The organism is Actinoplanes auranticolor, assembly GCF_018332655.1.
Taxonomy (GTDB): Bacteria; Actinomycetota; Actinomycetes; order Mycobacteriales; family Micromonosporaceae; genus Actinoplanes; species Actinoplanes auranticolor.
Map to the genome: position 1 here is coordinate 216,791 of NZ_BOQL01000018.1, position 15,088 is coordinate 231,878.

Consider the following 15,088-nt stretch of genomic DNA (forward strand, 5'->3'; position numbering starts at 1 on the left):
CCCGCTCAGCCGCCTAGCCGGCGCTGCAGCAGCGCCACAGCGCCGCGTACGACACCGGCTCCAAGCACCGACAGCCCGAGGAGCGGCACCACCCAGCCCGCGGACAGCATGGTGCCGGTGAGCATCACCAGCACCACGGCCAGGACCGCCGTGATCGCCATGCCCTGCCCGGGGGTAGGCGCCGAGGCGCAGCCGAGCATGGCCGCGGCCGCTGCCAGCACCATCGTCATCGTGAGCAGCACGCCGGCGGAGAGCCACCCGGCCAAGCCCGGCACCGCGGGAAGCGCGATGCCGCTCAGCCCCACGATGCCCCCCATGACGCCGGCCAACGCAGCACACAGTCCGCCCTGGACGACGAGTTTCGCCGCGACGAGGGCGCCGGGTGTGACCCCGTCCTGGTACGCACGGGCCAGCTCGGCACGTTCGGTCACCAGGTCGAAGCGATTGACCATCAGACCAGCGGCCACCGCGACGCCCGTCAGCGGTAGGGGGTCCTCGGCGAGGAGTGCCACAACGGCCGTGCCGAGCAGTGGCAGCAGCAGGAGCGCCGCCGAACCGTTGCCTCGGCGCCGAACCAGCAGCAACTCCTGACGCAGCATCGTCCCGATACCGGCGAAGGCGCCTTCCGGCTCGATGACCGGCTCCCACGCGGGCAGGTGCGCGGGCGGCAGTGCCCGGCCACGCTCGGTGTCACCGGTCGGCTCCTCCAGCCCGGCGATCCACTCCGCGCGCGTGGTCCCCGGCTGGTTGTCCGGCGGCCGGCCCGGCGGTCCCGCGAAGCGCAGTCGTCCCGCGCGGTCGAGGACGACCACGGTGTCAGCTAGGTCAAGGTTACCCAGGGAGCGGGTGGCCACCATGATCGTGCAGTGGGTGTCCCGGCCCACGGTTCGCAGCCGCGACATCAGGTCCCGGTCCCGGCCGACCTCATACGTCGCGCCGGCCTGCATGATCACGAGCAGGCCGGGCCGCGCGACCAGTTCGAGCCCGATTGACAGCCGCCGCCGCTCGGCGTCGGAAAGGGTGCGGTTCCACGCGCTCTCGCGGTGGTCCAGGCCCATCCAGGACATCGTCTCGCTGATCAGGGCCGCGGTGCCGGCTCCCTCCCGACCCGTCGGTCCGTGCCGGGCCGCGGCGAAGGTCAGCGCCTCGCGCACCGTGATGGTGCCGTGGAGGTCGTCCGTGGCGGGCACCCGGCGCAGCCGGGGATCACTCCGGCGGCTCGATCCGGCAATGCGGACCCGGCCGCCGTCGGGACGGTAGCCGCCCGCGACGAGCCCGAGCAGGAGCTGGGCCCCGGCGTCATCCGGACTGACGACGGCGACGAAGTCACCGGCGGGCACCGTCAGCGACACGTTGTCGAGCAGACGTCGTCCGCCGGCCCGCACGTGCACGGCCTCCAGTTCGACGGACAGTGCCCGGCGCGTACGGCGAGGGCTCGGCACGGTGATCACCCGGCGCCCCACCGTGAACCGGGAACCGGGCTCGCGGCGTGCCGAGGTCACCAGCTCACCGTCGATGCTGACGTCGCCGCTGCTTGCGATGACCCACCAATCGCCTCGTGCGTCAACCTCCACTCGCGCGTGGTCCGGCCGGACGGACGGGTCGTCGATCACGATGTCCGCGCCCGTACCGGCCGGACCGATGACCAACTGCCGGACCACGCCTGCTTCGCCGGCTTCGGATGACTCCCTTGCGCTGAGGGGAGTGGTGAACGACGTACCCGTCGGCCGGGAGTCGTTGTCACTGTAGGGCTCGGCGCTGAGCCGCACCTCGGCGCGCCCGGACTCCAGTGTCGTGTCCGGTTGCGTGACACTGCGGCCATTGATACGCAGCTCTCTTGGACAGTCGGAAGGTCCGGTATGGAACCACCAGGTGCCGAGTTCCGACACGAAGTAGCCGACACACGCCGCCCGGTCGGGTGGGTTGGAGGAGACCCGCAGTTCACCGGCGTCCAGCCAGAGATAGTGCGGGTCCTGCTCGGGCAGCCGGCGCTCGCCGTCGTCGGAGATCAGGAGCAGCGAGCTCACGGCTGGACTCCCTGCAGAAGAAGGGAGAACCCGGCGAGGCCGCACAGCACGAGCACGGCGGTTCCGGCGATCAGGAGCCACTGCAACGAACTCGGACGGGCGGGCGGAGGCACCGGCGGTGGACTCGCCGGCACCACCACGACCGGGGGCGGCGCGATCCAGCGCTGCCGGTAGGCCAACGGCACCCAGCCGGACGACGAACCGGCCGGCGGCTCGTGCTGAGGCATCGGCTTGGTCGCGGCCAGCGGTGTCACGGTCGGATGGGCTGTCTGCCGTGGCACCGAGGCCTGGCCGATCCACGGACTCGTCCAGTCGACCGCCAACCGGCGCCATTCGTCGGTGGGTACAGGCCGGCCTTCGGCGGCCCGCGCCAGCAGCGTCGCATCGCGGGTCGGGATCACCCCGGACAGCCGGGCCCGGGGAACCTCGATCAGCGCGAACTCATCGAGCAGCAGCCACACCGCGAGCCACGCGAAACGGGTCAGATCGGTGCCGGTGGTGGGCTGAGATGCCTGCGGTGCGACCTCGGCAATGGTGGGCGGGGCGGCCGCGGAACTCATCCTCCCCCAGGGCCCCATCATGGTGTCACAATCCACGTAGTACACCGCCGTACCGTCGCGCGTGGACAGGATATTGGTCTCGCGAACGTCGTTAACGACCACCCGCCGCTCGTGCAGCCAGAGCAACACCTCGACGGCGTGACCGAGCGCCCGTCGTTTCATGTGCACCGGGATGCCCGGCCGGGGGTGTCCTTCGGCGCGATACCGGATGAGCCGATCGAAGCGGCGGGGTGAGTAGTCGTTGTCGGCGTCGGTCTGCTCGAAGAACTCACGCCCGGCGTACGGCAGCAGCACGCCGAGCAGCAGCCCGTTGTCCCGTACCCGGTATCGGGGCCAGGCGGTCACCTTGTCCAGGTACTCGCGTTGACCATCGGGCAGGTGGTGCCGCCAGACGATCTGCCGGCCCAGAGCGTTGGGGTCGGCGGTGGCGCGAAAGCCCGGCGTGTACGCCTTGAAGACGTAGTCCTGTCCCCGCCAGGTGCAGTGCGTCAGCCGCGAGTTGCCGTTGTGCTTCCAGCGCAGCGGCTGTCGGCCCCGCAACTCCGCTTCCTCGACCCAGTAGTCCGCGCGGGGCTCCGCGTCGATCAGCGGATCCACACCGCCACCGCCGTCCGATCGTCGGTGAAGAACTCATCCTCGAAATTCACCTGCGCCAGGAACTCGACGGGTGGCGGCGGTTGCCGCCAGCGGGCCGCCAGTTCACGCCCCAGGGGCGACCCGTCCATGCCGAGCGCACCGGCGAAGCCGTCGCTGGCGAGCACCACCACGGAGCCGTGCGGTACCCGGATCCGCCGGGCACGCCCCTGTGCTTGTGACGGCAGGTGCCGCGTCACGTTCTCGCCGTCCGAGCGACGTTCATGGTGCAGCACGGTCCACGCACCGTCGTGCAGGAACCATGCCTCTGAATCGCCGACTCCGGAGACGGTGACTTCGGCTCCCTCAGCAGTCGGCCGGATCTCCGACAGAACGAGCGTGGTAGCTCCGCTGACCTGATTCTTCTCGACGAAGCGGCGCACCTGGCCGGCGGCGGGCTCGAGGACGGCCGCGAAGTCCTTCCCAGCGGCGAGCCGCTGGCCCTCCCTGAGCACCCCGGCCACCGCCTGGTGGGCCACGTCGCCCGAGTCGGGCTTCGAGCCGAGGCCGTCCGCCACCGCCGCGATCAAGGACTGGCGTTGCTGATTCCAGGTTATCCCGCAAGCGTCCTGGCCGGGCGTACCGTCGAAGGCGTGCGCCACTCCGCGGACCGTCGCAGCCCGGATCACGACCCGCGCGGCACCGGAACCACCGTAGCCGTGGTACACGGTATGGAACCAGGGTCCGTGGATCAGGACGGCGGAGGTGAGCGCCGGTTCGGTCGGTCGTCGCCGGCTGGGACCGAACGCAAGCCCACGCACCGGGTTACCAAGCTTTGCCGAGGACAGCCGGAAACGCTGCTGCGACGGCGGGGACCGCCGACCGGCGCTCGCCTGCTTCGACGACCGGCTGGTGCCACCTGCGCGCAGCACGACCCCGGTCCCGGTCTGCACGCTCCGGGTGACCACGCGCTCCCGGCGTCGCCGGAGCCACAGCACGAGGGCGAAGACCGAGACCAGAAACAGCAGCGCAGCGACCAGCGGAACCAGATCGTAGCCGGCCCTCGCGGGCTCGGCGAGCACCTCAGTCCCGCGCACGGCGGGGCCTGTCGATCCGGCGCATTCCCACGGGCGATTCGATGGTCAGCATCCCGGCGCTGGTGGACATGCCGATGCTCTGCTGGATTGCGTCAACGACACTGCCCGACAGCTCCCGCGGCGTCGTCCGCCGGTCCGAGATGAACGCGTTCCGCGAGCCGTTGTCGTCGCCGGTCGCCAGCTCCCAGAGTGTGTCGCGGTCCGCTCCGGGCAATCCGATCGCGGCGATGCGTGCCCCGATCGGCAGGTTGACCAGACGATCGCGGTGCACCATCCACTCGGCGGTCTCCTGGTTCGCCGATCGCGCGTACGGGCGCCCGTCGGTGATGAAGAAGACCCAGGGGCGGGCCACGTCGACGGTGAGACCCTCGCGGGCCCGGCCCAGGTTCACCGCCCGTACGTCCTTGGGATGCTGCTCCACCATGAACTTCAGCACCGAGGCATAGTCCGTCCCGTAGCCGAGGCGAGGTTTGCCGATGGCTACCGCCTGGACCAGCGAGGTCATCGGACGCAGTACCTCCGGGCGGTCGTTGAAGGCCAGAACGCTCACCGAGGCGATGCTGTTGATGACCGGGCTGTCGGCCAGGTCCCGCAGCATCCGCGGAATCAGGTTGACGAAATGCTGGAGTGGGGCGTCCTGCGGCGCGGCACCGCGTGCCGGTGTCCGCATCGACTCTGACGTGTCCAGAACGATGTAGATCAGGTAGGTCCGGATCCGGGCGGAGCGGGCGCCCTCGAAAGGAGCGGTCGGCTGTTGAGTGGTCACCACTGTGCTCCCGGCTGTTCCGGCACGATCAGTTCCTGGGTGGGTCCGTCGTCCTGGCTCTCGCCCTCCATCACCCGGCCGTTGCCCGGTGACCAGCCCTGGTTCGCCGGCCCGATAGCGGTCCGCATCAGGTGCTGCTCGAACGCGTCGATGAGCTGCCCGCGGCGCTCGTCCAGATTGGCGCGCTGGACGCGGCTACCCTCGTCGATGAGGTCGCGTTGGTTGCGATACACCGTGTCGGTGCGATATCGCATCAGATCACCGTTCTGAGCGTGACGGTGCAAGTTCTCCACGGTACGGATGTGCGCCGCCTGCTCCTGTTCACCGAGCCGCTCGTCCACCAACCGGTCATAGGCGGTGCGTCCGCTGAGCGCCTTGAGGATGATCGGCAGGGCATCAACCAGGATGAAGAAGATCCGGATCGACCACATGGTGACCGCGACATAGGCGTTCGCGGCCACAAGTTCGTCCAGCGCCCGGAAACGCTCCAGCAGTCCCACGCGCCCCTGCCGCCCTCGGACCGCGTCCAGTTCCTTGTCGATCGCCGTATCGACAGACTTCCCGAAGGTCACCCGGGCGGTGCCGAGGCGACTGCCGACGTCCTTGATCTCCTGGTTGAGCGCTGAGAGCCTCTTGCCGTTCTCATCGATCTGGTGATCGGAGCGGTATTTGGTCGCCTCCGCGCGCAGCCGGTCACAGTTCGGCCCTTCGCCGAATTCTCCGGTCAACCCGACGCCCGAGGTGCCATTGCACTCCTTACGGGCCTCGGCCTCGAGTTCCGCGTACGCCTTGCCGTCGTTGTCCATCGTCGTCTGCAGTGTCTTGGCCTGCCTTGTCGCCGTGTCGAGTTGCTTCTGCAACGCCTCCGGCGAGTCACCGGCCAGCGACAGCCGGAGTTGCGCACAGCGCGCTTCAGCGGCCGCCGGTGATGCCGCCTCTGGCGTACCCGGAATCGGATTGCAAGTACGCAGGTCGCTTTCCCTGGTCTGGATCTCCTGCTGCCGATCCTTGGCGATCTTCTCGTCGATGGCGGTGCCGTAGACACCGAGCAACAGCGGCTCGGCCAGGACCACTCCGAGGGCGATCGACAGGAACAGGCGGGCGAGCAACTTGCCGGCCGCCCGCGCGCCCTGCCCCATCGTGGTGGAGGTCATCAGCCAGCGGTCGAGGCTGAGGATGAACAACCCCCATACCGGAACCGCCAAGACGATGAAGAACCGGAATCCGCCGAAGACCCAGTACAGGGCGGCGGTCATAGACAACATGGCCATGATCGCCGTGCCTGCGACCACGCCGCCCATCGAGGTGTATCGGGCCCGCTCGCTCGGCACCTGATCGAGGATCTCCTCGCGTACACCGGTGGCCAGGCGGAGTACCCTGCTGAGCCCCCACCGGGCCGGTTCGGCGTCGTTCACGTCGTGTTCGGGCTCGGGTCGATGCATGTCAGTAGTCACCGTCCGGCGAGTAGGTTCCGTAGGCGTCGCGCGGCGCTTCCTCATCGCCGAATCGGTCCTGATATCGGGGTGCTGCATCCGCTTCGTCGAACGACTTGTGGGAGCCGCCCATCGACGCTGCGTCCTCCTGCACGCCGAGGGTCAGATCCACGAGCCGGACGCGCATGCCCGGAATGACTGGTGGATCCAGTTCATTGCGGGCGAATGTGCGGGCCAGGATGCGCTGCGAGACCTCCGGGTTCTCTGTCACATCCTCACGAGCGCCCAGCATCCGCACCCGGGTGTCACTGAGCAGATATTCGAGCAGTTCGGTGCGCACGTCCCAGCAGCCGACCTCGAGAACCCGAACCGGGTCGACGACGGTGCAGTTGTAGCTGGCCCGCAGCACGAGGCGGCGGCCCGGGCTGACGGACGGCAGGGCCGCGACGGCCGGCACCACCTGGGATCGAGTTAGGACGACAGCGACCATGGTCGCCTTGACCACCACTTCGGACAACAACATGCGTGGTCCGGTGGGCGCCACGGAGAACCGGTCATTGCACTGGAATACCAGCACCGACCCCTCAGCCTGTTGCGGCAGTTCGCCGAAGCGCCGCCGCGAAGACCGCAGAAACCGGGCGGGCAGCGGGTTGAGCGGCACCGACTCCACCACGGGATATCGAGCATCCGGCCGCATGATGTCGAAACCAGAGGGATACTCCAGGGACGACAATGGAATCTCACCCCCACGCGGTCGATTGATAAGCACACTGGTGCCGGGAAATGCGAACAACGAACCCGCGGGCGGCAGCCATCGATGACCCCCGAGCGGAAACAGCTTTCCACCGAAGTCGAGGACGAACCAGCGGTTGTCCGTATGGTCACCACCTGGACAACGGACACTGCTGACCGGCAACCGAGTCAATCCCCACCGCACGATCGTCCCCGCCCGATGACCGATCAGCCGTCACCCGGGAGAAGGAACTTGTTCAGCGACAAGCGGCGCGCACGGTGGACAGCACTCCGATGGGGCAATATCCCGTCGCCGGGCCGTATCCTCGGGACCGGTGCATCGTTCTTGAATGCCGGTCCGCGGAGACGCATCAATCTCGATCATTGCCCCGCCGTTCCGGCCGGGAGCAGCTACGCCACGATCACCGACGCGGCTGCCGAGATCAGCCCCAGTCTCGCCTGCTTCAACCTGCGCCGGCACGTCACACCCGGCCCAGGACCGGCCGGCGGCTCAGTCGAGCAGCCCGACCCGGTGGGCGAACAGCGCCGCCTGCACTCTGTTGTCGCAGGCGAGCTTCAACAGGATGCGACTGACATGGCTCTTGACGGTGCTCTCGGAAATGACGAGTCGCTCGCTGATGCCGGTGTTGGACAATCCCTGAGCCAGCAGCCTCAGCACCTCCCGTTCGCGGTCGCTGAGCTCATCCAAACGGGCCGAAGCCTCCTCCCCCGGCGGTGACGGGCGCAGTCGCCGCAGCTGGGTGACCGCCCGGCGGGTCACCGGTGGAGACAGGAACATCTCGCCGGCCGCAGCGGCCCGCAGGGCCGGGGCCAGCTCGTCCGCGGCCGAGCTCTTGAGGATGAAGCCGGCCGCGCCGCACGCGAGCGCCTCATCGATGTAGTCCTCCTCGCCGAACGTCGTCAGCATGAGGACCGCGGCCGACGAGCTGCGCGAGATCTCCCGCAGCGCCGCCAGGCCGTCCAGCGCGGGCATCTTGATGTCCAGCAGCACGACGTCCGGGCGGTGACGGATCGTCAGGTCGCGGGCCTGTACGCCGTCGGTGGCCTCAGCGACGACCTCGACGCCGGGAATGCCGCCGAGGATGAGGCGGATGCCGCCGCGGGTCAGCTCGTCGTCGTCGGCGATCACGACGCGCAGCGGTGGCAGGTCAATCGACATCGTCGAGCGTCTCCTTCGAGATGAGGGCGCCCGCCCGGAAACAGAAACGATATCCCTCGCTGTCCTGGCGTTGCAGCGCGGGAGCGGCGCGATACACCGCGCACTCGGCGCCGGGCGGCGCCGGCATGACGGAGGCGCCGGGGCCGAGCTCGGCGGTCCGGTCCGGCAGCTTCTTCCGTACGGCCGGTGCGGCATCACCGACCCGCAGCTCGTCGTACGTCGCCCGGCTGACGGTCTGTTGCCGGAGAGCGAGCCACAGGCCTCCGGCACACAACGCGAGCACCAGCAGCACGGTGAGGACGGCGGCGGCTGTCCAGACCCGGCGGCGCTGGTCGGCGCGGCGCAGCTCCTCGCCGAATTCCTCGGCCGGGTTCGCCTTCGCGCCGCGGGGTTCGACGACCACCGGGCCGGTGCCGGCCAGCGGCAGGGTGGCGGCGATCCGGAACCCGCCGCCCGGTTCGGCCCCGTGGTACAGCACTCCCCCGGCGATCCGCACGCGCTCGGCCAGGCCGTAGAGGCCCTGGCCGCTGGTGACGCCCTGGTGCGGGCGGCCCGCGCCGTTGACGACCTCCAGGATCAGCGCGTCGTCCTCGTACCGGACGGCCGCCCGGATGGTGCTGCCGTGAGCGTGCCGCAGGGCGTTGGTGATGCCCTCCTGCAACGTGCGGTACGCCGCCTGATCGATCATGGCCGGGACGGCGACGGCCTCACCCGAGCGCTCGAACTCGATGTGCGCGCCGGCCGATCGGGCGTCGGCGACCAGTTTCCCGGCGTCGGCGAGCGTGGCGCGCTGCCGCGGCTCGTCCTCGGCCGACTCCTCGCGCAGCACCGCGAGGATGTCCCGCAGCTCGTCCATCGCGGAGGTGGACGTGGCGTGCAGCAACCGCACCGTCTCCGGGGACGGGTCCGGTGCGGAGCGCAGAGCGCCGGTGTACATGGAGATCAGCGTCAGCCGGTGCCCCAGGGAGTCGTGCATCTCCCGGGCGATCCGGGTCGCTTCGCGGACGCGGGCCCGCTCGGCGACGATCTGCTGCTGTTCGCTGAGGTGCACTGTGCGTTCGTGCATGAGCGTGAGGATCCGCCGGCGCTGCGCGGAGAGCCGGGCCAGGGTCGCCGGGAACACGATGACGACGATGAACAGGCCGGCCGTGAACAGCACCTGGGGCAGGCTGAACGCGCGGAGCGGAACCCAGCTGCCGACGATCTGGCCGGCGAGCACCGCCATGAGGGTGACCGTCAGCCGCCACGCCCCGCGGATCCGGTATCCGGCGGAGTACCCGAGTCCGACCAGCAACACCATGTCCGACCGGCCGGCCATGCTGCCGGCAACCGCCGCGACGACCAGCACGCCGCTGGGGAACCGGTGTCGCCCGGCCACCAGCGCGACGTCGAGCAGGGCGAAACCGGCGAGCTCGGCGGCAGAGACGTCGCGGAGCAGCGACAGACCGGCCGTCACGCCCGACAGCGCGACGGCCAGCCCGATCTCGTACACGACCCGGCCGGGCCCGGCCGCCCGTACCACTGCCCACCACGACGCCATCGCCGCTGCCGGATGCCTCATGCGCCGTCGATCCTGATCTGTTTCTTCTCGGTGAGCTTGCCGCCGGCGAAACAGAACCGGAAGAGCGGACGGTTCTTGCTCTCGGTCAGCGGCTTGAGCGGGTAGTAGGCGCAGGTGGCGCCGGCGGGCTTGCCCTGCCGGGTGGGATCGTCGCCGTAGATGTTCTCCTCGTCGTCGTCCAGCGGTGTCGGCAGCGCATCCCGGACAGTGGTCTCGGCCGTCCCGACCTGCTGGGCGTCGAACTCCTGCTGGGTGATGGACGACCTGCTGATCTCCCGCCCCGCGTTCAGGGCCTGATAGCCGAACCAGCCGCCGACACCGCACACCAGCACGACCACGCCGGCGATGATCAGCAGAACCTTGCGCATGTCTGTCTCCTCGTTCTTCTCGGATGCTGCCAGCATTCCGAGAAGACGACCATGGTTCGACGGCCCATCGAGGGATCTTCGATCGCCGTCGATGGTACGAAAGTGCCACTACGGCCGGGGTCTCACCCGTCGAGATGCACCGTCTCGGCGGTCCGGCCGGGGCCGATGGCGAACGGAGTCCCGGACACCGTGTAGTCGCCGAAGAAACCTTGCACCACGACCGTGCCGTCGGGACCGGTGCGCATCTCGGTCGGCGGCAGCCACCACTCCCCTTTGATGAGGCCCTCCAGCGCGTCGTACGACGGCTTGCGGCTGCCGTCCGCGCGGACCAGCCCGACCGGGGCCCCGAGCCAGGCGCCGTCGTCGGTCAGTCCCCAGTAGTTGATCGACGCGACGGCGGGATGCGTCATCAGCGACCGGTAGTGCCGCACCATCTCGTCGGCCTGGCGGGCCTCCCCCTCGGGAGTCGTCGGCCAGTCCGGGATCTGGTAGTCGTTGAGGTCGACGATGTCGGGCGGCATGAGATGCCCGGACACCAGGGTGGTCTCGGTCAGGTGCAACGGCAGGCCGTAGCGGGCGAACCGGTCGAGCATGCCCCGCATGTACTCCTCGCCGCGGTACCCCTGGTGCATGTGGGTCTGCAGCCCGATCGCGTCGATCCGGATGCCGGCTTCGAGCACCCCTTCGATCAGGCACTCGTACGCCGAGCTGAGGTCGAAGTCGTTGAGCACCAGGGTGACCGCCGGATGGGCCGCCCGGGCCTCCTCGAAGGCCATCCGCACCATGGCGATCCGGCCCCGGGCCAGGGCGAGCCGGGTGATGGCGTTGTCACCGTTCGCGAAGACCGGCATGATCACGGCCTCGTTGATGGCGTCCCAGCGATCGATCACCCCGGCGAAGCCGCCGACGAGCTCGCGGATCCGGTGGCGCTGCAACCGTTCGACCTCGTCCAGGTCGAGGTCGAGCAGCCACGGTGGCTGCACCGTGTGCCAGACCAGCGGGTGACCCTTGACGGTGACGCCACGCTCGGCGAGCCAGTGTGCGGTTCTGGTCAGGCGTTCGACGTCGGTCGTCCCCCGCTGCGGCTCGTAGGACCCCCAGTAGAACGGCAGGGTCGCGGTGTTGAACAGGTTGAGCCACAAGTCGCCCAGCCGGTCCAGGTCCAGGGCGGTCGCGCCACCGAAGACCGGGCCGGCCGCGCCGGGTGGCGGGCCACCGACGAGTCCCACGAAGTCGAAGCCGATGTTGCCGAACGGGAACGCGTGCCGCTGCTGGGCCACGGTGACGGTCCGGTCGGCGAGCGGCCGCCGGTCCGCCCCGAGCACGGTGAGGGTGACCTCGCCCATCCGGTGTCGCATGCTCTCGTCAGGCATCGTCGCGTTCCTCCGTAACAGTGGGTTCGCAATACCGGTCAGCCGGATTCTGACCTGCTCGTCGACGAACGACGCGGAGGCTCATGACGGCGCAGGCACCCTCCCGAGCGTATGACCGTGGCCGCTCGAGAGTCACGATCTCAATGATGCCTGTCTATCGACGGGCTCCGCCGGACGGTCGTCGGTGTCGGGGCGCAGGTGCCGCAACATGACCGCGGCCAGCACGGCGATCACCGCCATGAGCACGGTGCCCGCGGCCGCGGCCAGGCGCATTCCCTCGGTGAACGCTTCCTGCGCGGCCTGCAGAAGCGGGCCGCTCAGCTGTTCCGGCAGGTGCTTCGCCACGTCGACGGCGCCGCCGAGGGTGTCCCTGGTGGCTTCGGCGGCGTCGGCGGGCAGGTCCGCAGGCACCGCCGAGTCCATCCGGGAGTGGTAGACGGCCGCACCGATGCTGCCGAGCACCGCGACGCCCATGGCCCCACCGAACTCCGACCCGGTCTCCGACAACGCCGACGCCGCCCCCGCCGACTCGGGCGGGGCCGCTGCGACGATCATGTCGACGGCCAGCGCGCCGACCGCGCCGGAGCCACCCACCAGCAGGATGAAGCCCACGCCGACGGCCGGCAGGGAGTCGTGCACGTAGACCTGGGTCAGGGTGGCGAAACCCGCGGCCATCACTCCGATCGCGCCGGCGACCACGTAGCCGGGGCGCACCCGGCGGACCAGCATCGTGCCCGCCGTCACGGACAGCACCATCGCCGGGGCGATCAGCAACGTCCACAGCCCGGCGGTCAGCGGGCGCATGCCGAGGACCAGCTGCAGATACTGGGTGCCGAAGAAACCGAAGCCCACCAGGGCGAAGATGCTGAACACATTGGCCAGAACGGCCGTGCTGAACGCGCGCCCGGCGAACAGCCGCACATCGATCAGCGGATCCGGCAAGCGGCGCTGGCGGCGCACGAAGATCGCAGCCATCGCGAGACCGAACAGCGCCGCGAGGACCGGCAGCACAGCCGGACCGTCCTCGGCCACCAGCTTCAGCCCGAAGACGACCGGCAGCACGGCCGCGAGCGACAGCGCCGCGCTGACCAGGTCGAACCGGCCCGGGTCGGACGCCTTGAACTCCGGCAGCAGCAGGGGCGCGAGCACCACCAGCAGCACCATCACCGGCACGTTGATCAGGAAGACCGAACCCCACCAGAAGTGCTCCAGCAGCACACCCCCGAGCAACGGGCCCAGGCCCGCCCCGCCGGAGAATCCGGCGGTCCAGACGGCGATCGCCGTACGGCGCTGCCGGTCGTCGAGGAACATGCTGCGGATCAGCGACAACGTGGACGGCGCCAGCGTGGCGCCGGCGAGACCGAGTGCGGCGCGGCTCGCGATCAGCATCTCCGCGCTGGTCGAGTACGCCGCGAGCACCGACGCGACGCCGAACGCGACACCGCCGATGACCAGCATCCTGCGCCGGCCGATCCGGTCGCCCAGGGTGCCCAGCGTGATCATCGACCCGGCCAGCAGAAAGGCGTAGATGTCCATGATCCACAACAGCTGCGCGCTGCTCGGTTCGAGCTCCGCACTCAGGGTGGGCAGCGCGAAGAACAGCGCCGTCATGTCCATGGAGATCAGCAGCGTGGGCAGCACCAGCACGGCGAGGCCGCACCACTCACGCTTGCCTGCCATCGAGTTCGCATATTGGCGCATGCCGTTCACCTTAGTGGTGAATGTTCTTCGCCACTATAGGCTGGCCGGGCGAACACGACAGCAAGGAGACGGCTGAGATGGGCGAACAACACCGGGCACGCACACCGACGGGCATCGAGCTGGCCTGGCGCGCCGCCGGCGACGCGACCCATCCCCCCGAGCCCGGCAACGGGCGCAAGCCCGGCCCGCGCCCCGGTCTCACCCTGAGCCGGATCGTCACCGCGGCCATCGACATCGCCGACCGCGAAGGGCTCAACGCCGTATCGCTGGCCCGGGTCGCCGCCGCCCTCGGCACCGTGACGACGTCGTTGTACCGGCACGTCCGCTCCAAGGACGACCTGGTGGTGGTGATGCGCGACGCCGCCGCCGCACCACCGGCCGACATGCCGCCACCCGACCCCCGGCGGTGGCGCGAGTCGCTGGCCGCCATCACCCGGCAGATCTACGACCTCTACCGGTGGCACCCGTGGGTCCTGCAGCTGCCCACCTCCGGGCCACCGAGCACCCCGAACGAACTCCTGTGGGGCGAACACATGCTCAGGGCCCTGTCGCAGACCACCCTGAGCGCCCACGACCAGCTCCGCGCCGTCACCCTGATCTCCGGCTACGTCCGCGAGCAGGCCCGCCTCACCCTGGACCCGATCATCGCGGACGGCGGCGATGAAGTGACCGGCGACTACTTCGGCTTCCTGGGCAAGGTCCTGACGCCGAACCGGTATCCGATGTTCTGCCGCCTTTTCGCCGACCAGGCCAACACCGGCAGCATCGGCCACACCGACGAGGACTTCCGGTTCGGCCTGGACCGCATCCTGGCCGGCCTGGCTGAACTCGACCGGGACGGCCAGGCCCGATAGCCCGACTCGTCCGCCGGCGAAGTCGTCACCTGTGCACCACCGCACCCCGCGTACGGCATCCTAGGATCCTGCCCTGCAGCCTCACCGAGTCGAGCGTGGTCAGATACCGGCCGCGGCTTCGTACCGGCGGCGCACGTCGGCCATCTCCGATTCGGCCAGCGCTTCCTTCATCGCCAGGTCCGCGTACTTCTTCGGGAACATCTGCTGGAGCCGGTCGATGAACTTGACCTCGGCGGTCGCCTCGACCGCCTGGATGCCCACCGGCTCGGTGGACATGTCGACGATCACCGGACCGGCCAGCTTCACCGCCACGTCCCACGGGCGCTTCTGCTCCGCGACCCCGCAGAGGTGGAAGCCGTAGACCTTCTGGACATCGGCGAGAACGGTGGCCGTAGCGGGCTCGTGGCCGTAGACGCGGACCCCGCAGATCACCGGCGGCTTCGCCTGCCCCTCGGCGGTCGCCTGCTGGCCCTGATGCCCGGCGTGGTTGTGCTGCTCGGGGTCCGACTGTTCGAGCGCGGTACGCATCCGGGCCACCAGCTGCCCCTGCAGATCACGTGGCGCCGCCGCCTGACCAGCCGCGTTGACCGAGGACGGCTCCGAAGCGGCCGACCGGGCCAGGACAACGGCACCGGCCGAGATCAGCAGGACCACCGCCACCCAGACGAAGCGGTTGCGGTACCACCCCGCGGGTCCTTCCTGGGACATGATCACTTCTCCCCTGTCGCTGGTGGTCCGAATCGGCTTCCGCGGCGCGGGAGCGCCGCATTGGGAGCGCTCCCAGACAGGATTGCACCAATTCCGTCGGCTATCAACCGACGTCTATGGATTCCGCGACAACAACCGAGCCTCCGACCCCGGCG

13 protein-coding genes are annotated in these 15,088 nt (G+C 69.6%); 1 reads left to right on the plus strand and 12 read right to left on the minus strand.

Annotation, left to right across the window (positions count from 1 at the left end):
* Positions 1–5: 5 nt before the first annotated feature.
* From Aau02nite_RS10285 to Aau02nite_RS10335, 11 genes are all read right to left on the minus strand, one after another.
* A complete protein-coding gene (locus tag Aau02nite_RS10285) occupies positions 6–2,027 on the minus strand; it encodes an ATP-binding cassette domain-containing protein (RefSeq protein ID WP_212988113.1) in 2,022 nt (673 codons plus the stop codon).
* Complete coding sequence (locus Aau02nite_RS10290) at positions 2,024–3,184, minus strand: hypothetical protein (protein ID WP_212988114.1); 1,161 nt, start codon at positions 3,182–3,184, stop codon at positions 2,024–2,026. Before Aau02nite_RS10290 ends, Aau02nite_RS10285 begins: the two co-directional genes overlap by 4 nt.
* Positions 3,172–3,822, minus strand: a complete 651-nt coding sequence (locus tag Aau02nite_RS10295) for a protein phosphatase 2C domain-containing protein (RefSeq protein WP_212988115.1) — start codon at positions 3,820–3,822, stop codon at positions 3,172–3,174. Before Aau02nite_RS10295 ends, Aau02nite_RS10290 begins: the two co-directional genes overlap by 13 nt.
* 421 nt (positions 3,823–4,243) lie before the next feature.
* On the minus strand, positions 4,244–5,023 hold the full coding sequence (locus Aau02nite_RS10300; RefSeq protein WP_212988116.1) for a vWA domain-containing protein: 780 nt from the start codon (positions 5,021–5,023) through the stop codon (positions 4,244–4,246).
* A complete protein-coding gene (locus Aau02nite_RS10305) occupies positions 5,020–6,465 on the minus strand; it encodes a DUF4407 domain-containing protein (protein ID WP_212988117.1) in 1,446 nt (481 codons plus the stop codon). The genes Aau02nite_RS10300 and Aau02nite_RS10305 overlap by 4 nt, the downstream gene beginning before the upstream one ends.
* A gap of 1 nt (position 6,466) precedes the next feature.
* Entirely contained in the window at positions 6,467–7,189 is a 723-nt protein-coding gene (locus tag Aau02nite_RS10310) for a hypothetical protein (protein WP_212988118.1), read from the minus strand.
* A 510-nt stretch (positions 7,190–7,699) separates the two neighbouring features.
* On the minus strand, positions 7,700–8,368 hold the full coding sequence (locus Aau02nite_RS10315; RefSeq protein WP_212988119.1) for a response regulator: 669 nt from the start codon (positions 8,366–8,368) through the stop codon (positions 7,700–7,702).
* The gene (locus Aau02nite_RS10320) at positions 8,358–9,929 is read right to left on the minus strand and encodes a sensor histidine kinase (protein ID WP_212988120.1); all 1,572 of its coding nucleotides are present in this window, start codon (positions 9,927–9,929) and stop codon (positions 8,358–8,360) included. The genes Aau02nite_RS10315 and Aau02nite_RS10320 overlap by 11 nt, the downstream gene beginning before the upstream one ends.
* Entirely contained in the window at positions 9,926–10,297 is a 372-nt protein-coding gene (locus Aau02nite_RS10325; RefSeq protein ID WP_212988121.1) for a hypothetical protein, read from the minus strand. Before Aau02nite_RS10325 ends, Aau02nite_RS10320 begins: the two co-directional genes overlap by 4 nt.
* A gap of 122 nt (positions 10,298–10,419) precedes the next feature.
* A complete protein-coding gene (locus Aau02nite_RS10330) occupies positions 10,420–11,670 on the minus strand; it encodes an endo-1,4-beta-xylanase (protein WP_212988122.1) in 1,251 nt (416 codons plus the stop codon).
* Positions 11,671–11,802: 132 nt separating this feature from the next.
* Entirely contained in the window at positions 11,803–13,371 is a 1,569-nt protein-coding gene (locus Aau02nite_RS10335; protein WP_246595033.1) for an MFS transporter, read from the minus strand.
* A gap of 77 nt (positions 13,372–13,448) precedes the next feature.
* On the opposite strand from Aau02nite_RS10335, the gene Aau02nite_RS10340 reads away from it, so the two are divergent.
* A complete protein-coding gene (locus Aau02nite_RS10340; RefSeq protein ID WP_212988123.1) occupies positions 13,449–14,225 on the plus strand; it encodes a TetR/AcrR family transcriptional regulator in 777 nt (258 codons plus the stop codon).
* A gap of 99 nt (positions 14,226–14,324) precedes the next feature.
* Here Aau02nite_RS10340 and Aau02nite_RS10345 read toward each other — a convergent pair whose 3' ends face one another.
* On the minus strand, positions 14,325–14,933 hold the full coding sequence (locus Aau02nite_RS10345) for a hypothetical protein (RefSeq protein ID WP_438841118.1): 609 nt from the start codon (positions 14,931–14,933) through the stop codon (positions 14,325–14,327).
* Positions 14,934–15,088: the final 155 nt, after the last annotated feature.

Bases quoted from the DNA above. Each gene is read 5' to 3' on its own strand.
- Aau02nite_RS10305 (WP_212988117.1), bottom strand. From the start codon at position 6,465: ATGCATCGACCCGAGCCCGAACACGACGTGAACGACGCCGAACCGGCC.
- Aau02nite_RS10315 (WP_212988119.1), bottom strand. From the start codon at position 8,368: ATGTCGATTGACCTGCCACCGCTGCGCGTCGTGATCGCCGACGACGAC.
- Aau02nite_RS10320 (WP_212988120.1), bottom strand. From the start codon at position 9,929: ATGAGGCATCCGGCAGCGGCGATGGCGTCGTGGTGGGCAGTGGTACGG.
- Aau02nite_RS10325 (WP_212988121.1), bottom strand. From the start codon at position 10,297: ATGCGCAAGGTTCTGCTGATCATCGCCGGCGTGGTCGTGCTGGTGTGC.
- Aau02nite_RS10330 (WP_212988122.1), bottom strand. From the start codon at position 11,670: ATGCCTGACGAGAGCATGCGACACCGGATGGGCGAGGTCACCCTCACC.
- Aau02nite_RS10335 (WP_246595033.1), bottom strand. From the start codon at position 13,371: ATGCGCCAATATGCGAACTCGATGGCAGGCAAGCGTGAGTGGTGCGGC.
- Aau02nite_RS10340 (WP_212988123.1), top strand. From the start codon at position 13,449: ATGGGCGAACAACACCGGGCACGCACACCGACGGGCATCGAGCTGGCC.
- Aau02nite_RS10345 (WP_438841118.1), bottom strand. From the start codon at position 14,933: ATGTCCCAGGAAGGACCCGCGGGGTGGTACCGCAACCGCTTCGTCTGG.